This window comes from Sulfurimicrobium lacus, from assembly GCF_011764585.1.
GTDB lineage: Bacteria > Pseudomonadota > Gammaproteobacteria > Burkholderiales > Sulfuricellaceae > Sulfurimicrobium > Sulfurimicrobium lacus.
The window spans coordinates 924532-945141 of the sequence record NZ_AP022853.1 but is presented as its reverse complement, the minus strand read 5'-3'; the positions used below and the strand labels follow the sequence as shown (position 1 = coordinate 945141).

Annotated in this window: 20 protein-coding genes and 1 riboswitch; of the genes, 9 read left to right on the top strand and 11 right to left on the bottom strand. The window is 61.8% G+C overall.

Going from position 1 to position 20610, the window contains the following annotated elements:
* The first annotated feature begins 36 nt into the window (after nt 1-36).
* From nifN to SKTS_RS04800, 6 genes are all read left to right on the top strand, one after another.
* Nucleotides 37-1398, top strand: coding sequence for a nitrogenase iron-molybdenum cofactor biosynthesis protein NifN (gene nifN / locus SKTS_RS04825; RefSeq protein WP_173061126.1), 1362 nt, complete (start codon nt 37-39; stop codon nt 1396-1398).
* A 22-nt stretch (nt 1399-1420) separates the two neighbouring features.
* Nucleotides 1421-1819 (top strand): nitrogen fixation protein NifX, encoded by a 399-nt coding sequence (gene nifX, locus SKTS_RS04820; RefSeq protein WP_173061123.1) that lies wholly within the window; start codon nt 1421-1423, stop codon nt 1817-1819.
* A gap of 31 nt (nt 1820-1850) precedes the next feature.
* Entirely contained in the window at nt 1851-2318 is a 468-nt protein-coding gene (locus tag SKTS_RS04815; RefSeq protein WP_173061120.1) for a NifX-associated nitrogen fixation protein, read from the top strand.
* A gap of 103 nt (nt 2319-2421) precedes the next feature.
* Entirely contained in the window at nt 2422-2610 is a 189-nt protein-coding gene (locus SKTS_RS04810) for a CCE_0567 family metalloprotein (RefSeq protein ID WP_173061117.1), read from the top strand.
* A 59-nt stretch (nt 2611-2669) separates the two neighbouring features.
* Entirely contained in the window at nt 2670-2972 is a 303-nt protein-coding gene (fdxB, locus tag SKTS_RS04805; protein ID WP_173061114.1) for a ferredoxin III, nif-specific, read from the top strand.
* A gap of 11 nt (nt 2973-2983) precedes the next feature.
* On the top strand, nt 2984-3568 hold the full coding sequence (locus SKTS_RS04800; RefSeq protein WP_173061111.1) for a nitrogen fixation protein NifQ: 585 nt from the start codon (nt 2984-2986) through the stop codon (nt 3566-3568).
* Nucleotides 3569-3749: 181 nt separating this feature from the next.
* Here SKTS_RS04800 and parC read toward each other — a convergent pair whose 3' ends face one another.
* The 9 genes from parC to SKTS_RS04755 form a co-directional block, all read right to left on the bottom strand.
* Nucleotides 3750-6158: a DNA topoisomerase IV subunit A gene (parC, locus tag SKTS_RS04795; protein ID WP_173061107.1), complete on the bottom strand. Its 2409-nt coding sequence runs from the start codon at nt 6156-6158 to the stop codon at nt 3750-3752.
* A 4-nt stretch (nt 6159-6162) separates the two neighbouring features.
* Nucleotides 6163-8133, bottom strand: coding sequence for a DNA topoisomerase IV subunit B (gene parE / locus SKTS_RS04790; protein WP_173061104.1), 1971 nt, complete (start codon nt 8131-8133; stop codon nt 6163-6165).
* Between the two features lie 131 nt (nt 8134-8264).
* Nucleotides 8265-9617 (bottom strand): EAL and HDOD domain-containing protein, encoded by a 1353-nt coding sequence (locus SKTS_RS04785; RefSeq protein WP_173061101.1) that lies wholly within the window; start codon nt 9615-9617, stop codon nt 8265-8267.
* A gap of 82 nt (nt 9618-9699) precedes the next feature.
* Nucleotides 9700-12141 (bottom strand): DUF1631 domain-containing protein, encoded by a 2442-nt coding sequence (locus SKTS_RS04780; protein WP_173061098.1) that lies wholly within the window; start codon nt 12139-12141, stop codon nt 9700-9702.
* A 111-nt stretch (nt 12142-12252) separates the two neighbouring features.
* Nucleotides 12253-12338, bottom strand: a riboswitch (cyclic di-GMP riboswitch).
* A gap of 129 nt (nt 12339-12467) precedes the next feature.
* Nucleotides 12468-13856 (bottom strand): 4Fe-4S binding protein, encoded by a 1389-nt coding sequence (locus tag SKTS_RS04775; protein ID WP_173061095.1) that lies wholly within the window; start codon nt 13854-13856, stop codon nt 12468-12470.
* 10 nt (nt 13857-13866) lie between these two features.
* The gene (locus SKTS_RS04770; RefSeq protein ID WP_173061092.1) at nt 13867-14370 is read right to left on the bottom strand and encodes a hypothetical protein; all 504 of its coding nucleotides are present in this window, start codon (nt 14368-14370) and stop codon (nt 13867-13869) included.
* Between the two features lie 63 nt (nt 14371-14433).
* A complete protein-coding gene (locus tag SKTS_RS04765) occupies nt 14434-14787 on the bottom strand; it encodes a cupredoxin domain-containing protein (protein ID WP_173061089.1) in 354 nt (117 codons plus the stop codon).
* Nucleotides 14788-14803: 16 nt separating this feature from the next.
* Nucleotides 14804-16339, bottom strand: coding sequence for a carbohydrate porin (locus SKTS_RS04760; RefSeq protein ID WP_173061086.1), 1536 nt, complete (start codon nt 16337-16339; stop codon nt 14804-14806).
* Between the two features lies 1 nt (nt 16340).
* The gene (locus tag SKTS_RS04755) at nt 16341-16895 is read right to left on the bottom strand and encodes an iron transporter (protein WP_173061083.1); all 555 of its coding nucleotides are present in this window, start codon (nt 16893-16895) and stop codon (nt 16341-16343) included.
* Between the two features lie 164 nt (nt 16896-17059).
* Here SKTS_RS04755 and SKTS_RS04750 point away from each other — a divergent pair, with 164 nt between their 5' ends.
* The 3 genes from SKTS_RS04750 (at nt 17060) to SKTS_RS04740 (ending at nt 18579) form a co-directional block, all read left to right on the top strand.
* The gene (locus tag SKTS_RS04750) at nt 17060-17395 is read left to right on the top strand and encodes a hypothetical protein (RefSeq protein WP_173061080.1); all 336 of its coding nucleotides are present in this window, start codon (nt 17060-17062) and stop codon (nt 17393-17395) included.
* Between the two features lie 70 nt (nt 17396-17465).
* Nucleotides 17466-18368 carry a ribosome biogenesis GTPase YlqF gene (gene ylqF / locus SKTS_RS04745; protein WP_173061077.1) on the top strand — a complete coding sequence of 301 codons (903 nt, stop codon included), beginning with the start codon at nt 17466-17468 and terminating at the stop codon, nt 18366-18368.
* A gap of 43 nt (nt 18369-18411) precedes the next feature.
* Complete coding sequence (locus tag SKTS_RS04740) at nt 18412-18579, top strand: hypothetical protein (protein WP_173061075.1); 168 nt, start codon at nt 18412-18414, stop codon at nt 18577-18579.
* On the opposite strand, the gene SKTS_RS04735 is transcribed toward SKTS_RS04740, so the two are convergent.
* Nucleotides 18576-19406, bottom strand: coding sequence for a class I SAM-dependent methyltransferase (locus SKTS_RS04735; RefSeq protein ID WP_173061072.1), 831 nt, complete (start codon nt 19404-19406; stop codon nt 18576-18578). The genes SKTS_RS04740 and SKTS_RS04735 overlap by 4 nt on opposite strands.
* Nucleotides 19407-19467: 61 nt before the next feature.
* Entirely contained in the window at nt 19468-20562 is a 1095-nt protein-coding gene (locus SKTS_RS04730) for a DUF748 domain-containing protein (protein ID WP_173061069.1), read from the bottom strand.
* Nucleotides 20563-20610 lie beyond the last annotated feature (48 nt).

Here is a 20610-nt window from a genome sequence, read left to right as displayed (position 1 = left end):
GCCCCTCACCTATCTCGCCTCATTCAGGAGAAAAACATGGCAACCGTAACCCACAGCAAGAAAGCCTGCGCCGTCAACCCGCTCAAGATGAGCGCGCCGATCGGCGCCGCGCTGGCCTTCCTCGGGCTGGACAAGTGCCTGCCGCTGATGCACGGCTCACAGGGCTGCACCGCCTTCGGGCTGGTGCTGTTCGTGCGCCATTTCCGCGAGACCATCCCGCTGCAGACCACAGCCATGAACGAGGTCACCACCATCCTCGGCGGGCTGGACAACCTCGAACAGGCAATCCTCAACATCTACAACCGCGCGCACCCGGAAGTCATCGGCATCTGTTCCACCGGTTTGACCGAAACCAAGGGCGACGACGTGGACGGCTATCTCAAGCTGATCCGCAAGCGCCACCCGGAACTGGACAACACCGCTCTGGTCTACGTCTCCACCCCCGATTACCAGGGCGCGTTCCAGGACGGCTGGGGCAAGGCGGCGACGCGCATTCTCACCACCTTGTGCGAGCCCCTGCCGCGCACCGCGTGGCAGGTCAACGTGCTGCCCGGCTGCCACCTGACGGTGGCCGACATCGAGGAAATCCGCGAGACCATCGAGTCCTTCGGCCTCTACCCCATCATCGCGCCGGACCTGTCCGGTTCGCTCGACGGCCACATCCCGGAAACCTTCCTGCCCACCACGCTGGGCGGCGCCAGCGTGGAAAAGATCCGCTCCATGGGCGGCTCCGCCATCACCATCGCCATCGGCGAGCAGATGCGCTGGGCCGCCGAGGCCCTGCAGGAGAAAACCGGCGTGCCGTTCCGCATGTTCGACCGCCTCACCGGCCTGCAAGCCAACGACGAGTTCCTGCAGTTGCTTTCCGAACTGGCCAAGGACGAGATTCCGCTCAAATACCGCCGCCAGCGCAGCCAACTGGTGGACGCCATGCTCGACGCCCATTTTTTCTGCGGCGGCAAGAAGGTCGCCATCGGCGCCGAGCCCGACCTGCTGTGGCAGATCGGCTCCCTGCTGACGGACCTGGGCTGCGAAATCGAGGCGGCGGTAACCACCACGCACTCCGTGCTGCTGGAGCGCATGCCGGCGGAAGAAATCCTGATCGGTGACCTGGAAGACCTGGAACAGCGCGCCGCGGGCTGCGACCTGATGGTTACCCACTCGCACGGGCGGCAGGCCGCCGAACGGCTCGGCATCCCCTTCCTGCGCATGGGCATCCCCATGTTCGACCGCCTCGGCGCGGCGCACAAGCTGTCGGTGGGCTATCGCGGCACGCGCGACCTGGTGTTCGAGCTGGGCAACATTTTCATCGACAACCTGCACCACAACCAGCCCGATTCCTGGCCGTTGCCCGTAAACGATGGAAACGAACATGCGCAAGCTGAAACTCATCACTAACCATAAACCAGGAGCGCACCCCATGAAAGTCGCTTTCACCACCCAGGACATGAAACATGTCGACGCCCATTTCGGCTGGGCAAAAAACATCGCCGTGTACGAGATTTCGCCGGATGGCTACCAGTTCCTCGAAGCCATCCAGTTCGACGGCGACCTCAAGGAAGACGGCAACGAGGACAAGCTCACCCCCAAGATCGACGCCGTGCGCGACTGCGCCATCCTCTACGTCGCCGCCATCGGCGGCTCGGCGGCGGCCAAGGTGGTCAACGCCCGGGTGCACCCGGTCAAGGTGCCCGAGCCGGAACTGATTAGCGTCATTCTCGACAAGCTGCAGAAAGTGCTGCAGGGCACCCCGCCGCCCTGGCTGCGCAAGGTCATGATGAAGGGCAAGGAACGCCAGTTCGATTTCGACGAAGTTTAGGAGCGGTTCACCGCCCATGGGAGCTTAAAAAATGGAAACGACAGTAATGGAAAAATTCGACCTCAAGTCCTCCGCCTTCCTGGTGGAGCTGATCAACCAGTGGCGCGCCCAGGATTCCTTCGGCGCGTGGGAAGGCAAGTCCGACGAGGAATTGCTCGAGGCCTACGTGATCGACAAGGAAAAGCGCAAGGAAATCCCCATCATCGGCGACCCCGACCCGGAAACCCTGTGGCGCCTGGAACTGTTCTACAACGCCGTGGGCCTCGCCATCGAACGCCAGACCAAGGTGATGGTCACGCCCATGATGAAAATGTCGCACGAAGGCTTCGGCCGCATGGTGCTGCTCGCCGGACGCCTGGTCGCGGTCAACAAGCAGTTGCGCGACGTGCACCGCTTCGGCTTCCTGTCGCTGCAAAAGCTGGCCGAGGAAGGCGACAAGTTCGTCAGCGGCGGCGTGGAAATGGTGACGAAATATTCCGAAGTGGCGAATTACGGTTGAAACCGATGTCATTGCGAGCGAAGCGAAGCAATCTCGCTTTTAAGGCAACAGCGAGATTGCTTCGTCACTTCGTTCCTCGCAATTACCACTAATGGAGCATGAGATGGAAGACATGGAAGCACTGAAAGCACAGGTCAAGAAGCTCAACGCCCAGGCAACCCAGCTCAAGATGGACCTGCACGATCTGTCCGAGGACCTGCCGACCGGCTGGGAAAAGATTCCCGATGTTGCCAGGCGCACCTTCGAGGCCTACCAGGCGCTGACCGAGGCGCGAACGAAAATGTCCCGCTAAGGGATTCCGACTTTCTACGGGCTGAAGCCCGTGAAAGATCGTATAAAAGGAGAGTAAACATGAGTTTTGCCAGTGTTGTGATGCCCGACGGACGCAGCTGGATACCCAGGTTCGTCAAGGCCATCAACAAGGAAAAGTGCATCGGCTGCGGCCGCTGCTTCAAGGTGTGCGGACGCGACGTGCTGCAGCTGATGGGCATGGACGACGAAGGCGAGCTGATCGCGGTGGACGGCGACGACGATGACGACGAGTACGAAAAGAAGGTCATGACCGTCGCCAACGACGTGAACTGCATCGGCTGCGAAGCCTGCGCCAAAATCTGTCCGAAGAAGTGTTACACCCACGAGGCCATGCCGGCCTGACGGAGGACGAAATGGAAATCCTGAGCTACGAGTGGCTGATGGCCCACGCCCAGAACCCGGACGACCAACTCACCCAGGCCTTTGCCGGCGTGATCCACAGCTCGCGCCGCAACAAAGGGCTGGAAACACCGGCCATGATGGGCCTGCGGGAAGACCGCTTCGCCAGCCTGATGGAAAGCTATTTTCCGGGCGCCCTGCAGAATTCCGGCTTGCGGCTGTCGCACGGGACGGCCGCGCCAGGCTGCGAAGCCCTGCGCGGCGAGGAGTTCGGGGATTTGCTCGACCTGCTGCTGGAGTATCGCAGCACTCCCGACAAGGAATCGGAGTGGCTGGCTTTCGCCATCGCCACCGCCTGCATGGGCGACGACCATCTCTACCAGGACATGGGCCTGCCCAACCGGAAAATCCTCTCCGACCTGCTGGAAGCCTATTTTCCCAGCCTGTTTGCGCGCAACACCGGCAACATGAAGTGGAAGAAATTCTTCTACAAGCAGCTGTGCGACCGCGCCGGCGTCAACGCCTGCCGCGCGCCGAGCTGCCAGGTATGCACCGACTACTTCAAGTGTTTCGGCCCGGAGGAAGGGGCGGCGCACTGAGGTCATTGCGAGGAGCGAAGCGACGAAGCAATCTGTAGTTTGTTAGTTTGCAGGAATCGAGATTGCTTCGCTGCGCTCGCAATGACATGGACGTAGGTTGGGCTGAGCCTGCGAAGCCCAACATTCAGCGACAATCGTTGGGCTTCCTGCGTCAGCCCAACCTACCGGCTTTTTTCCATAATCACTTCTGTGCCTCGCCGCCGAGCAGCACCTCGATTTTCATGTTGATCGTGGTGCCCATGCGCGCGCGCTTGGCGACGTCGAAGCGCACCGCATCTTCCACGGCGCGTCCGCGCCTCACGCCCTTCACGCTCAGCGCGCCGGTGAAAACGCTGACCAGCTTGAGGGTATCCTTGTCGCCCAGCCCCATCAGGATCACGCCGCGCCCCTTCGGCACCTGCCTGACTTCGGCCAGGGGGAACACCAGCAGCCGGTCGCTGCTCGACGCACAAGCCACGTAGCACAAGCCTTGTGACGGCACCCGGGCGGGCGGCAGCACGCGCTCGCCGTCCTCGAGGGTCATCAGCAGCTTGCCGCCCTTCTGGCGCGAGCTCATGTCGCCGATCGTGGTGACGAAACCGTAGCCCCCGCTGCTGGACAGCAGCACCTTGTCCTGCGCCGCACCGGTGAGGAGGCTGATGACCCGGGTGCCGGCCTGCAGCCCGATCAGCGAGGCGGCCGGCACGCCGTCGCCCTTGCCGCCGGGAATCTGAGAAGCGGTGACGGTGTAAGCGCGGCCGTCGGAAGCGAGCAGGATGAGCGCGTCGGGCGAGCGGCACTCGTGCGCGGCAAAAAGCATGTCGCCCTCCTTGAAGGAGAGCGCGGCAAGGTCGAGACCGTGGCCCTGGCGCTGGCGCAGCCAGCCTTTCTCGGAGAGGATGATGGTGACCGGCTCGTCGAGCACGGCGGCCTCGGAGAGGGATGCGCGCTTCTCCTGCAGGATCAGCGTGCGGCGGTCGTCGCCGAATTTCTTGGCATCCTCGCGGATTTCGCGCGCCACCAGGGCCTTCATCCGGGTCGGATTGGCCAGCAGGGATTCCAGCTTGCCGCGCTCCTTCATCAGCTCGGCGATTTCCTGCTCGATCTTGATGCCTTCCAGGCGCGACAGCTGGCGCAGGCGGATTTCCAGGATGTCGTCCGCCTGCCGCTCGGACAGGGCGAAGCGCTCCATCAACGCCTGCTTCGGCTCGTCCGACTCGCGGATCAGCTTGATCACCTCGTCGATGTTGAGGAAAACGGTGTGCCGACCTTCGAGGATATGGATACGCTCGTTGACTTTGCCGAGGCGATGGCCGAGGCGTTTTTCCACCGTTTTGATGCGGAACTGGCACCACTCCGTGAGAATGGTGAACAGCGACTTCTGCATCGGGTTGCCGTCCAGCCCGACCTGCACCAGGTTGAACGACACCGTGGTTTCCAGGCTGGTGTAGGCCATCAGGGTGCGGGCGAATTCGTCGCGGTCGATGCGCGAGCTCTTGGGTCCGAACACGATGCGCACCGACTGTTCCTTGTCCGACTCGTCGCGCGCCGTTTCCAGCAGCGACAGCAGCAGGGTCTTGGTTTGCATCTGGCCCTGGTCGACGCTCTTCTTGCCCAGTTTGGGCTGCGGATTGGTGAGCGTCTCGATCTCCGACAACACTTTCGCCGCCGAAGCGCCGGGCGGCAGCTCGGTGATCACCATCTGCCACTGGCCGCGCGCCATCTCCTCGAACACGTAGCGCGCGCGCACCGCGATGGTGCCGCGCCCGCTGCTGTAGGCGTTGCGGATTTCCTGGTTGCTGGAAAGGATCTGCCCGCCGCCCGGAAAATCCGGCCCCGGGATCATGTCGAGCATCTGAGCTTCGCTGAAGGCCGGCGACTCGATCATGCAGGCCGCCACTTCGCACACTTCGCGCAGGTTGTGCGGCGGCACCTCGGTGGCGATGCCGACGCCGATGCCGGACGCGCCGTTGAGCAGCAGGAACGGCAGGCGCGCCGGCAGCACCGTGGGCTCCTGGAACGAACCGTCGTAGTTCTGGCGATAGTCGACCGTGCCCTGGTCCAGCTCAGCCAGCAGCAGCTGGGCGATCGGCGTCAGGCGCACCTCGGTGTAGCGCATCGCCGCCGCCGAATCGCCGTCCAGACTGCCGAAATTGCCCTGCCCGTCGATCAGCGGATAGCGCAGCGAGAAATCCTGCGCCATGCGCACCGCCGCCTCGTACACCGCGCTGTCGCCGTGCGGGTGGTATTTACCGATCACGTCGCCGACGATGCGCGCCGATTTCTTGTGCGGCTTGTCCGACTCGTTGCCCATTTCGCGCATGGCGTAGAGGATGCGCCGCTGCACCGGCTTCTGCCCGTCGCGCACGTCGGGAATGGCGCGCGACTTGGACACCGCCATGGCGTAGGCGAGATAGGCGGCCTTGGCGTAGTCCGCCAGGTCGTCGTGCGGCTCTTCGACCGCTACTGCTTCTTCCGGCGGTGCCGGCGGCTCGGGAGGTTCCGACAGCTCGGGCGGCGCGGCGTTCAGCTCGTGTCCTTCAGGCATTTCCCCGCTCGCTTCCAGGTGTACGAACAGGTCTGGGGTATTGCTATCGATTTCGTCTTTCATTCTTTTACTCGTCCGCTTCCACCAGGTGCCCTGCCTCTTCCATCCATGCGCGTCTCGATGCCGCTTCGGACTTGGCCATCAGCTTGTTGAACACCTCCCGCACGTAGCCGGTGAAATCGTCCGTGCGCAAGGTCAGCAGGCGGCGCGCGTCGGGGTTGAGAGTGGTTTCCCACAGCTGCACCGGGTTCATTTCGCCCAGCCCCTTGAAGCGCGACACCTGCCACGAACCTTCGCGCACCTTGTCGGCGCGCAGCCGGTCCAGGGTACCTTCCAGCTCGCCGTCGTCGAGGCAATAGAACTTGCGCGCCGGCTTGTTTTTGCCCTGCGCCGGCACGTCGACGCGGTACAGCGGCGGCTGCGCGACGCACACCCTGCCGTCGCGCACCAGGGCCGGGAAGTGGCGGTAGAACAGGGTCAGCAGCAGCACCTGGATGTGACTGCCGTCCACGTCCGCGTCGGCCAGGATGATGACGCGGGCGTAGCGCAGGTTGGACATGTCCGGGGTGTCGCCCGGCGCGTGCGGGTCGACGCCGAGCGCCACGGCGATGTTGTGGATTTCATTGTTGGCGAAGATGCGGTCAGCCTCATGCTCCCAGGTGTTGAGCACCTTGCCGCGCAGCGGCAGGATCGCCTGGGTATCCTTGTTGCGGCCCTGCTTGGCGGAACCGCCGGCGGAATCGCCTTCCACCAGGAACAGCTCGCGTTCTTCCAGGTTGTCGGACTGGCAGTCGGCCAGCTTGCCCGGCAGCACGGCCACGCCGGAGGATTTGCGCTTCTCGATCTTCTGCCCGGCACGCTGGCGCGTCTGCGCGGCGCGGATGGAGAATTCGGCGATTTTCTTCGCCTCTTCCTGGTGCTCGTTGAGCCACAGTTCGAGCGGGTCGCGCACCATGGAAGTCACCAGGCGCAGCGCGTCGCGCGACGACAGGCGTTCCTTGGTCTGGCCCTGGAACTGCGGGTCGAGCATCTTGGTCGAGAGCACGAAGGAAATGCGGCTGAACACGTCATCCGCGGTGAGCTTGACGCCTTTGGGCAGCAGGCTGTGGTGGTCGATGTAGCTCTTCACCGCGTTGAAAATACCGTCGCGCAGGCCGGATTCATGGGTGCCGCCGGAGGGGGTGTGGATCAGGTTGACGTAGGACTCGCGCACGATCGGCCCTTCTTCCGTCCACGCCACCACCCATTCCGCGCCCTCGCCCTCGGCGAAGGTGTCGTGCGAGGCGGGGGCGTATTTGGCCTGCTTCCAGAACAGGCCGTCGACTAGGTATTCCGACAGTTGCGATTTGAGGTAGTCGGACAGCCCGTCCTGGTAGACCCATTCCTTTTCTTCCTTGAGCAGCCCGTCGCGGTCCTCGACTTCCAGCCGCACGCGCACACCGGGCAACAGCACGGCCTTGGCCTTGAGCACCCGTTCCAGTTGCTGCGGCGGGATCTCGGCGCTGTCGAAATACTGGGCGTCGGGCCAGATCCGCACTGCAGTGCCGGAAGCGCGTTTGGGCGCGCTGCGGATCATGGTGAGCGGTTCCACCACGTCGCCGCCGGCGAACGCCATGCAGTGGACGCCGCCTTCGCGCGTCACCGCCACTTCCAGGCGCCGCGACAGCGCGTTGGTGACGGACACGCCAACACCGTGCAGGCCGCCGGAAAACTGGTAGGCGCCGCCGGCTTTCTTGTCGAACTTGCCGCCCGCGTGCAGGCGGGTATACACCACCTCGACGGTCGGCACGCCTTCCTCGGGATGGATGCCCACCGGGATACCGCGTCCGTCATCAGAGACGGAAACCGAGCCGTCGGCATGCAGGCGCACCGCAATCGTCTTGGCGAACCCGGCCAGCGCCTCGTCGGCGCAGTTGTCCACCACCTCGGTGAGGATGTGCAGGGGATTGTCGGTGCGCGTGTACATCCCCGGCCGCTGCTTCACCGGCTCCAGCCCGCGCAGCACGCGGATGGAAGAATCTGAATATGACTTGCCCATAGTTCCTAAAGTCTTCGCAGAGCGGCTCGACCGCGATGCAGTCCAAGCCAAAGGGTGCCCGGAAAAAGCAGCTATTCTAATCGTTCGGGATTTGCGTTACCAAGTTTCGTGAGCGGAATCGATGCGCCGCATCAGACATCGAGTCCTTCGCCCCAGATCAGGGCGTTGACATGCGTCACGTTGACCGCATCGGCATCGAGGCCGCACGCCGCCGCGCAGCGCGCGATGGCGTCCTGGTCGAAGTTTTCACAGGCGAGGGCGAGTTGCAGGTAGGGGGCATACACGCCGCTCTGCCGCACCAGGGCATCCACTACCGCCTGCGGCAGATTGAGGCGGGCAAGGGCTTGTTCCATCGGCACGTTGAGCAGCGCGTCCAGCAGGGAAAAAATACCGACGATGAACAAACCGCCCTGCTCGGCCGGCTTGAACTTGTCCTTGCCCAGCGTTTCCGTGAAGCGCGCGCGCACCAGTGCGCTTTTCAGCAATGTCCGGCTGCGGCCGTCGGCGCTGGCGCTGGTGAACAGCAGCAGGGTCAGCCAGCGGTAGAGCTGATCGTAGCCGAGCAAGGTCAGCACGTGGCCGATGGAGCGGATCTTCTGCTGCAGCCCGTTGGCCGGCGAATTGATGAAATTGAGCAGCTTGTAGGTAAGACCCGGGTCGAGTTTGACCTTTTCCTCCAGCTCGGCAAGCTCGGCGCGGTTCATGACCAGGTTCAGCAGTTCGATCACGTGCAGCCGGTTGTTGTCGAGCCGGTGCGGGGCGGACGGCTGCAGGTGGGTGAAATAGTAACCCTGGAACAGGCTGAACGAGAGCTGGCGATAGGCGTCGAACGCGTCGTCCGTTTCCACCTTGCAGGCGACCAGCTGCGGCGCCGCCTTGCTGCGGATTTCGGCCACGCGCTGGCCGAGCGTCAGGGCATCATAGCGGGCTGCGTCCAGCTTCACGTAAGTGCTGATTTTCAGGAACGGCTCATAGTCGGGCCGATATTCGAAATCGTCGAGGGCCAGGGGGATGCCCAGCGCAACCAGTTGGCGGCAGCGCGCCAGCAGCGTCTCGTCGACCGTTTCCGGCAGGCAGATGCCGAGCACCACCTTGTGTTTCGGCAACTGTTCCAGCACGGGGTTGTCCAGCATCGACGGCGCGACGCTGATGAAGGTAAGCTTGTTTCCCAGTGCTTGCTGGAAGTCGAGATCGATCACGCTGATGGCCAGCATCTCGTCCTGTATCCGACGCCGCGCTGCTTCCTCCGCCGCCTCGGGCAGCAGGCTGTGATCCCGGATTTTCAGCTCGTAGCCGACGATCTGGCTGTTGCTGTCGAGTATCGGCTGACGCCCGATAAAGCGTTGCAGCATGGCCGCTGCGTCAGCGTAGCCGCCTCGTGTTGCGGCATCGAGAACGGCTGTCACCTCGTGCTGCGCGGCGCTTGGCGTGTCATTCGCGGCACTCTGGCCGCTTTTGAAAAACTTCAGGTATTTTTCCAGCATGGGGTTCGGCCTAGGTATGGCCACACGAGCGGCCTTAGCGCGCTAGCTTGCTAGAAAGCGGCGCGCTTGTAAACCGTGAAGCCTAAGCCGCCTGTTTCAGGTGCTCCATGAGATTGTTGACGGCGCGATCCACCAATGCGATGTCCTCGATGATTTGCGCGCGCCCGCTGCGCAGCCTCCTGGCCAGCCCAGCCGGGGTAATCGAAACGGCTTTCTCTCCGAGACGGTTGGTGAACAGGAACAACCCCTTGAGCGGGCTGACCCAGGCCAGCTTGACACGTGTGGACTCGCCACCCTCCTGCTCGAATTCGATCCACGTGCCGCGCTTGAGGCGCTTCACCATGGCGTCGAAATCGTCGCCGGCCGATTCCATCGGGCCTTGCCAGGCGACATCGCCGATGGTGAGCGTCTGCCACCCGCCGTCCAGCTCGACATCGGGCGCGGCGGAAACCGCCTGAACGAAAACGGGATCGGGTTCGATCACGTCCTGCAGCACGGGGATTTCCACGAATTCAGCTGGCTCTTCAGCCTGCCGGGCCAATTCCACGGCCTCTTCCGCATCGAATTCCTCCACCAGGAATGCGGACTGAGCTGCCGCTTCCTGCGTCATGCCGCCCAGGCCGGACTTGATGGCGTCGGCGTGGCACTTGACCAGCTTGGCGAAGAACTGGTCGCGTTCCGCATCGGGCATGCTGACCTGCACCATGCCATCCTGCAGGCGCTTGAGCAGGCTGGGCAGCAGGCCGACAAGCTGCTTGCGCTCATCCGCCTCACGCTTCGGCGTAGCACTCCAGATCAGCTCGTCCATGGTCTCGATGGCGCGCGTCCAGGGTTCGCCCTCCTCCCCCGCCTTTGCATATTCCGCCGCGAGCACGTCTTCCCAGCTGTCGACCAGGAAATTGCCGATCACCTCGGGTAATTGCCCGGCATGAATGCGGCGACGGATTTCATCGTGCGCCATGATCCTGGCGATCTCTTGCTGTTCGAGTTGGTGGATATGCTGGGCACTCAGGCCGGTGAGCGTGTCGATGCGTTTCTTTTCATCGACCAGGAATTGCTCCAGGCTGTCGAGCACCTCGGAGAAGATGCCGACCTGGTCGTCGAACTCATTGAGAATACGCTGGATCTGGTCGTCCACCGTCTGGTAAAGACCGCCCTGATGGCCCTCGCTCTCGTTCCAGCCGATGGAAATTTCCGCCAGTCGGTCCAGCAGTTTCCGGGCCGGGTGCGATTTCTGCGAGAAGAACGTCTTGTCCAGCATCGCCACCTTGAGCACCGGGATCTGCAGCCGGCCGATGAGCGCCTTCATCGCATCCGGGATGCGCCGGTCGTCGAGGATGTAGTCGAACAGCATCGCCACGATGTCGAGCGTCATGGCATCTACGTGGCCCATGGCGCCGGCCACGCTGCTGCTCTTGATCTCGTGCAGCACGTTGACGTGACCGTTTGCCAGCAGCGCTGCATCAAGCTTGCTGTCGGCACCCATCACGCCTTCAAGTTGTCCGTGCTGCAAGCGCGTCAGCGAGCCGACCACGGAGGTGCCTTGAACTGCCCCTCCCGCCAGCGGGGAACCGACGCCGGAACCCTGCCCGAACAGGGCGCCGATTCCAGTTCCAACACCCTGCCCTAGCGGGGCGCCGATTCCAGTTCCAGCACCCTGCCCTTGCGGGGCGCCTCCGCCCGCCGCTGCGCCTCGCATCAGAAGCTGTTGCAATGTCGCGAACAATCCCGTTTCGCCGCTGGCAACTTGCGCTCCCGCCGCTGCCTCAGGGGTTGCATCTGTCTGCTCTGGAAGCACCGCTGCACCCGACTCGGGCCTCTTTTTCGCGCCCATGCGGATCTTTTCCAGCACGCCCTTATCCGCAAGGTGCAGGTTGATTTCCTGGTAAATGCCTTTTATCTGGCGCGGCATGTGTTTGTTGAACATGGTCACCAGCAACAGCTTGATCTTGACCGGGCAATCCAGATCCTTCATCGAGTTCATGAAAGATTTGCCGATCACTTCCGGCCCAAGCGGGTTATTGGTGTTGAGCAGGTCAGGGTCGTGCAGCAGCACGCCCAGGCGTTTCTCGAGACCGAACAACTCCTCGGCGCAATCTCCATGGATGCTGTTGGTAATGTTGATAATTGCGAGTGATTCCTCGAGGTCGTCCGGCGCAACCAGGCTGAACTCTGCCGCATCCAGCGCATTCTCGGGCTGCGCGCTCTTATCCCCGCGGGTTTCCTTGTTGAAGCCCTGCACGAACCGCTGCTTGAACCCGGTTTCAATCACCCCGCGTTTGTCGCGGGCAATCGTCATGGCCTCCATGTAGAGGTTGCGCATTTCGAAATTGAGAGACTGCTCGGAGAGATCGAAGAGATCGTCGACCGCCTTCTCCATCATGGAAGACAAGGCCTTCGCCAGCCGGGAAACCGCCATATCGCGGCAGTCGTTGAGCAAAAAAGCGCCAGAAGAACCGGGAATGACACGCGGTTTTTCATACTGGCTCATCATGATGATGTTCTTTTGCGCGGCGTCTTTCATGATCCTGTCTCCTGAGAGGGCGGAGACGCAAAGCGGATGCGGTCTAATGGAAGAAACAAGAAGGCTACGATGAAAGCCCGCACTGCATGAATACGCCACGAGCCTGACTCACCCAGCAATCCCGCTATCGTAGGACATTGTCCCTTAGACCGGAAACTTTGCGTCCCCATCTTTCGATGGGTTTGCCCTTAAAATTAGGTGCTACCTGATCGAAAAAATTGTCTTTTTTTCGAATCAGTAATGATTGCATTTCTACCACAAAAACAGACGCGTTGCAATGCATTCAACATGCGCTATTTTCAGCCCAAGCAAGCGCCAGGCCCTGCCTACCACAGGAAAAACAGGAACAACCAGGGAGCAATCACCCCCGCAATGCCCATCGCCACAGCGCCTGCAGCCAGCCAGCGCCGCGTTGCGGAAGGTATCCGGCGCAGCATGGCAACGGCCAATGCCATGCTCCACAAGGCGGCAATGCCGAGCAGCGCGCCGCGCGCCTGCGCGAGCCATGGAATCTGGATGCCTTCGGCGGAAAGATGGCTGACGGTCATGGCTGAGAGGCCCAGGAAGACACCGACGCCGCCCATTGGTGTGAGGCTGTATGCCAGCCAGCGCGCATTGGCGGCAACATTTCCCGATAGCACAGAGCCGGCGGCGCGCAACCAGCCCCAGGCCCAGCTGCCGACGAGCAGGGCCGTGAGGGCGATGTAGACCAGGATGCCGAGCCCGTCGAGCCAGGTGAAGACATCGTTGGTCTGGGGATAATGGGTAAGCAGCCACCACGGCGCGTTGTCCTGGAGCAGGGCGAAGGAGTCGCGCTCCACCAGCCATTCCGCAATGCGGGTTTTGCCCGCCACGAACCACGGGGAAGCCGACCACTGGAATGCGCCCACCGCCACCCCGATGATGCCGAACACCAGCAGGCGCGCTTCCCACGGGCGGGCATCCTGCGGCGTCAGGGCGACGATTTCGTGCCCCGGCATGCGGGCGGCAAGACGTACCGCGTCGCGGTGACCGCTGCAACGCCCGCACATGTGGCAGTCCGCAGCGCCTTTCATGCGCTTGATGTCCACCAGCGGCGCACACTCGACCGGGGCGGCGTGAATCTGGATGACGCTTTTCCATTGTGCCCGTTCGACGCTGAAATGCACCGGCGCCAGCCGCGCGAGCACGCCGAAGACGCCCGACACCGGGCACAGGTGGCGGCACCACACGCGCTTGCCCCTGCCATACACCAGGCCGATGGCGATCGCGGCAACGGTGGATCCGCCCAGCACCAGCAGGACGGCCTTGGGGTATTCGTACACGCTGACCAGCTGGCCGTATACCGTGGTCAGTACGAAAGCCACGAACGGCCAGCCGCCCCACTTCAGCCAGCGCGGCACGGGGCGGCCGAGACCGTAATGGCTGGCGAACTCGGTCAGCGCGCCCTCGGGGCAGAACACCCCGCACCACACCCGCCCCATGAGCATCATGGAAAGAATCACGAACGGCCACCAGACGCCCCAGAACAAGAACTGCGCGAACAGGGTGAAATGGTCGAACATGCGCGCCTCAGCTGAAGGCAGGGGGAGAAAGGCCGGGACGGCCACCAGCGCCAGGTAGAACACCACCACCGCCCATTGCACGCCGATGATGAGGCCGCGATGGCGGCGCAGGGCTTCTCCCACGCGATAGAGGAACGGCGGCCGGAGGAGTTGGGTGGATTCCATTTTCATGTCGGTTTCTTTAGTGTTCAGTTTCAAAACGGAAAGGCGCGAGCATTTGACGCTCGCCGTTTTCCAGCAATACCGTGGCCTGCCACACCATGCGCCCGGTGGCGCAAACCGGGAGGCCCGTTTGCGCGCCATAAACGCCATTCCCGGAAGGAATCAGGTAAGCGCGGTTGAAAGCCATGGGCGTATTCACCCCGGTGAAGTCCACTTCCAGGGCGCGCGCATTGCTGCCCGAAACGCGGATTTCCAGCTTGAGCGGGGATAACAGCCGCACCGGCCGGGGTCCGAGCGCAAATTCGAGGCGGCCGCCGCCCGGCAGCGGCATGGAGCAGGTTTCGCTGCTGATACTGCAGGTTTCATCCAACGCCAGCAGGGTCGGGCCGCGCGGCACCAGAAACAGGGTCTTTGCCAGAATCGCCAGCGCCAGTGCGGCCGCCAGCGCCCCAACCAGGGCGCACAGCGGGCAGCGGTCTGACGCGCGCGGAGCAAAAACGAGCGTTTCGATTGCCGCATTCATAAGTGTTGCTTCCTCAGTCATAGCTACAGCCGCACCAGCGCCATCTTTCCCATGGGGCGCCCCCTACTTGACGGCGATCTGGCCCTTGGCGGTATCCGGGTGGAATTCGCCGAAGAACTTGTATACGCCCGGCTTCATCGGAGCGAACACCAGCGCACGCGTGACCCCAGCGCCCAGCACCGTTTCCTTGCGCAGTTCGAAACTCTCGAACTCCTCCGGCCCCGGCCCCTTGTTGGTGATGATGAGCTTGAAGCGCTGCCCCGCCGGCACGTTAATGGTTTCCGGCTGGAAACGCCCATTCGCAACGGTCAGGGCGTAGCTCGGCAATTCTTCGGCATGGACATGGAGCGGCAGGATAAGGCCGATTGCCGCCAGGCCGGTCAGGTGGACGCGAAACAAGCAATGCAGGGTGTTCATGAAATTCCTTTTCCGATCAGAACGAGACTTTGGCGCGCAGCCCGAGCACCTTCGCGCTCGCCGCGCTCTGGTCGCCGCCGGGATGGCGTATCAACTGGAAGTCCGGTGTCAACTCCAGGTTCTTGTTGAGGCGCGTCCGGTAGTAGATTTCGGCCAGTTGTTCGGCGCCTGTTGCCGTGTAACCGAAATCCGGGTTGCCGTCCGCGTCGGCGTCCATCGTCGCGGAGTTGTCGCGGAAATTCTTGCTGGTGCGCAGCCAGCCCAATGCCACGCCGATGGCGTCCGCGCTGCGATTCCAGTAGTTGCCGCCGAATTCCGCGCCCAGCGTGAGGGCCTGGTCGAAGCGCACCTTGCCGCTCAGGTTCTTGCCGTAGCGCCCGAATATCGTCGTCGCGTCGCCGATGCGCTGATCGATGCTGGCGCCCACCCCTGAATGGCGTTCGATGGTGCTGTCGAATTCATTCTGGAAGGCAATCGATTGGCCGTTGCGCCAGGCATAGAGGCGGTACGTGCCGTCCAGCCCACCAAGGAACTTGCGCCCGAACTCCAGTTGCCCGATGACGAACGGGGCGCTGAAACTGTGATCGTAGCCCGCGCCTTTTCCTGCGCCGAACACGCCCATAGATGCCCGCCACCACTCCGGTTTTTGGGTTTCGTTGTGATAGGCGATGCGCACGCCCGGCGTGAAGCCGTATGCATCTACCCCCGCGTCGCCGCCGGAATCCAGCAGCGGATTGTGGACGAAAGCGTTATTGAGGAATTTGACCGACTCGTCGTCGGCGGCCGTGTTCTGGTCGAAGAACACGAACGGGTCCATCTTGCCGAAATTGATCTCCAGGTGCTCGCGCGAATTGGGCTTGTGGCCGCCGAGCGGCAGCGGCACGTCCAGTTGGTACCATGCCTGGGCGAGCATGGCGCTGGAGTCGTCCGGGTTGGTAAGGCTGAAGGCGGTGCTGTTGGGCGTGCTGCTCAGCGTGTTGTTTAGAGCGAGTCCGTTGCCCTGGCCCAACCGGAATTGGGCGAAGATACGCCCTGCGGCATTGCCGATCTCGCCACCCGGCAGGGTGACCGAGACATCGCCGCGGTAGTTGAGCGCACTGCCCGCACTTCCTGCGGCAACTGCCGTCTTGTTGGCGCTCTGCGCCACCATGGTGAGGCTTGCTCCCGCGGTGACGCCTTCTAGAGACTCGATCATGCGCGCCTGTTTCTGCATGGACAAGGTACGGAATTCGATGTCTTTCAGACGTGAGATGACTTCCGGATCTTCATCGCTGAGGCGTTCGCTGTCGAGGGCTGTTTCCATCCGGGCATTGTTTTCTTCCAGCGCCTTAACGCGTTGCGCCAGTTCCGCCTCGGATGTGGCCGGCGTGATCTGTGCTTTTCGCTCCAGTTCGGCGTTGCGAGCCTCCAGTTTCTCCATCCGCTCGCTCAAGCGGCGCAGTTCTTTCAGCAACTCCGATTGAGAAGGTTCGGCGGCGTGTGCGGGGAGGCTGCTGGCCAGCATGATGCCGGCCAGTGCCGCGGCCAAATACTTGGGTTTGAATGGCAGCATGTTAGTAGCCGCCCTTCTTGCCGATGCCGACGTAGGTGAATTCGTATTCGACGTCAAAGGGCTTGAACCAGGGACGCACACCGGTCAGGCGGTCGGTGTGACGGCCGAAATGCGCTTCGGGGTTGGCGGCAGGTGGGGAAATCCGGTATTTGACAAGGTACTTGCCCGGACCTCTGAGCTTCACGTTGTCGCCATAGTGGGGGCCGTCGTTTGCCACCATCGGCATGAATTCTCCAGCGATCTTTTCGCCCCCGCCCTGTTTGATGATTTCGTACTTGATCAACAGGTAAGGCATCCACGCGCCCTCCTCAAAGCCGTTGGGATTATTGCCCAGCGCATGGATGTCGGCCTCGATATGGATGTCGGACTCCTCGGCCTTGCGCATCATGCCTTCCGGCTCCATGGTGACCGGCTGCAGGTAAACCGCGGCGATTTCCATCCCGGCTCGCTGTTGCGGCGTGCCGATGGGATACTCGAGCGCCGAAGCCCGGCCTGAAGCCACCAGCATGCCGAGGAACAGGGGCAGTGCGAAAAATGTGTTGCGTTGCAAGGTCATCGTTATTTTCCTTTCAATATTGTGCGAATGAGAATCGTTATCAACTGTAACGTTGATGAGAATCATTGTCAACAAGCTCAGTCAAACATCGCGAAAAAGACACTTAAACCGGCGGCACAACGGAGCGATGCATCTTCCTGCCGTTTCCGGGATAATTCGCGCCTATGTCAAACCCCTTTACCGCCCGCTGGTCCGCTACCGGCAACAACCTGTGCCTTGGCCAGTGGGAGATCCGTTACCACGAACGTCTTCTGGACCTTGACGCCGCCCGGCGCGACAGGGACATGGGCACTTTCGGCGTATTCAGCTACATCTTCCCGGATGACGAAGAACTGGCCGAAGGACTGCGGGAAGACGAGTGGATTCTGGAAAATGTCGAGTGGCTGACCGAGCTGTTCATTGCCCACGACATTCCCGTCGACGAAGCGCACATGCGCTGGTTCTATCAGGCGGTCAACCCCAGGGACTGGCGCTGCGGCAGTTGCGGCGGGTGCATTTAGAGCCACGTCGAGCATGACGTAGGCGGCGCCAAGGAGTAAAATAAGCTTTTGATTAGATTGTCGATTAAGAATGTCAATTCAGTGGTTCCCCGGTCACATGACTTCGGCACGCAGAAAAGCGGCCGAAACCATGGAATGGACCGATGTCGTTATCGAGGTGCTGGACGCCCGCGTACCTGAAGCGGGGTGCAACCCGATGATCAAGGAGCTGCGCTTGCATCGTCAGCGTCCTTGCCTGAAGATTCTCAACAAGGCGGACCTGGCCGACCCGGCCGTCACCCAGGCGTGGCTCAACTTCTACAACGCGCAGCAGGGCGTCAAGGCGGTCGCGCTATCCTGCAAGAAACCGGGCGACGTCGCCAAGGTGCCCGCGCTGTGCCAGTCGATCGCGCCCCATCGCGGCACCAATCTGAAGCCGCTGCGCATGCTGATCATGGGCATTCCCAACGTGGGCAAATCCACGCTGATGAATGCGTTGCTGAAACGCCGCATCGCTGCGGTGGGCGACGAACCGGCGGTAACCAAGAGCCAGCAGCGCTTCGAGTTGAACGACCGCATGTCGATTACCGACACACCAGGGCTGATGTGGCCGAAGATCGAGCATCCCAGCGATGGCTACATGCTGGCCGCGAGTCATGCAATCGGCCGCAACGCCGTCATCGACGAGGAAGTGGCCGCTTTTCTGGCCGGCATCCTGCTCGCGCGCTACCCCGCCCTGATCAAAGCACGCTATGGCTGCGCCGTGGAAGGCATGGACGCCCAGGACGTCATCGAAGCCGTGGCCAAAAGGCGCGGTTTTCGCCTCAAGGGCGGCGCGCCGGACCTGGAAAAAGCCTCGCTCGCCCTGCTGACGGACTACCGCACCGGCGCACTGGGCCGCATCAGCCTGGAAACGCCGAAAACCCGCCACGCCATGCTCGACAGCGCCGCCGCACCGGACCAAAAAGAACAGGAATCAGGCGAAACAGCCTGAGCTCATTTTTGCAACCGAACACTTTAAGTGAATAGGAAAACCAGTGGCCCAGCCCAATTACCAATACGAAAAACGCCAGAAAGAACTGGCCAAGAAAAAGAAGAAAGAAGAAAAGCTGAGAGAAAAGGCGCTCAAGAACGAGGCGGAGTCATCTGACGATGCGGCCCAGACCGCCGAGTCTCAAACGGACGATGCCGGCCAGCAAAGCTAAAGCGAAGTAAAAAACCGCGAGCGCATTTCCTCCAGCCCCAAGGCTTCGAGCACTTCGTTCATGCGTTCGGCCGGACGTTTGCGCGGCAAGTCCTTGTAGCTGGCAATAATGAGTTCGTTCTTCATCGAGTGTTCCCAGCCCACCAGTTCGGTCACGCTGACCTGGTAGCCGTGCGCCTCGAGTTGCAGGCAGCGCAGCACGTTGGTGACCAGACTGCCGAATTCGCGGGTATGCAGGGGATGGCGCCATATCTCGGTCAACGCGTTGCGGGCCAGCGTTTTGCCTTTGTTCTTCTTGAGCACCGCCGCCACCTCGGCCTGGCAACATGGCACCAGCACGATGAACTGCGCCTGCTTTTTGAGCGCGAAATGAATCGCGTCGTCGGTCGCCGTATTGCAGGCGTGCAGAGCAGTCACCACGTCTACCGTGTCGGGAAGCTGCGCGGACTCGATCGAGTCCGCCACCGACAGGTTGAGAAACGACATCCCCGGAAAATCCAGCCGCTGCGCCAGCTCGCGCGACTTGGCCACCAGTTCGTCGCGCGTTTCGATGCCGTAAATATGGGAGGCATCGTTCAGTGTCTTGAAAAACAGGTCATAAAGGATGAAGCCCAGGTAAGACTTCCCCGCCCCGTGATCGACCAGACTGATGGCCGGGTGCTTTTGCAACACTTCCTTCAGCAGCGGCTCGATAAACTGGTAGAGGTGGTAAATCTGCTTGAGCTTGCGCCGGCTGTCCTGGTTCATCTTGCCGTCGCGCGTGAGGATGTGCAGCTCTTTCAGCAGCTCGATCGACTGGCCCGGCTTTATTTCGTGCATTTCTTGCATCTGTGGCGTTTCCCTTGTTCATTTGCACGCGATTAATTGTTCCAAGTCTACGCCACAGGCGTCACTTCCCGAACAGCTTCCCGATCACGCCCCCTACCCCTTGTGCCGCCTTGCCGACCCCATGGGCCAGGCCTTCTATCCCGACGCCCATGCTTTCGGCCAGGGATGTACCGAGATGTCTCGAAAAACTCTCGTTCAGCGAGAAGTGGGGGTCGCCAAGATCGCCGTCCATGGTGAAATTAACAACGATCCGATCATTTTTGTCCTTGAGGGAAGCCACCACAGCCTGACGCGGCATCCCCATGAAAGTCCCCATCGAGCCCCCGATCGAAGCCAGTTCGAGGTGGGAAAGCGTGAGTGTGCCAGGCGCCTTCAGATGCTGGTTTTTCACGATGGAATTGAGGTCCAGGTCCAGCGTGCCGCGCTTCACCTCCGTTTCCGACGCCTTGATAAGATATGGCTGGAGAACAAGCAAATCCACACCTCTCAGCTTGCTGGCTATTTCCGAATTCTTGCTGGCCAGTTGCATCCAGCCATCGATCGCGATCGTGCCGTCGCGCCGCACGCCCTTGATCGTCCCCTTCAGATCGAGCCGGGTATTGGCCTGCAGATCCGGCAACTGCAGACTCTCCAGCGTGGCGTCTATCTGCTCCAAACGCAGCTTGTGGGGCTTCTTGCGCACCGACGCATCGTAAAAATCGAGCGCCGCAGACTTCAGTTCGACCGTGCCGATACTGACGGGCGTGGAGCCGGACCCTGAGCTTTCCTCAGGCTTCTCCAGCATGCTCGGCAGCAGTCGAACGTGCCCTGTCCTGGGGCGCAGAATCGAAAGATACCCATCTTCCACCGTGATGCGGTAAATCCGCACATTGGCGGACAGCAGCCCGCGCAGATCGGGCTCGACGACAATGCGTTGCGCACGCAAGGTGTCCTCCGCCGGCCAGTCCTTCGGCGCCCGGATGCGCACCTTGTCGATCACGATGGAAGACAGACCCAGCTGGATGTCACCCACTTCACTTTCCGCGCCAAGCGCATGTTCGATCTGGCCTTTGAGGGTCTGGATGGCGAAATGCAAGCCGAGCGCGCCGACTCCCGCCAGAACCGCGACAAAAATCACCGTGCCCCAGACCCATCGCTTGAAACTACCTGCCCGCATCGAAACGCCTTTCGTAATCGCAAAATTTTCGAGCGCCATTTCACCAGA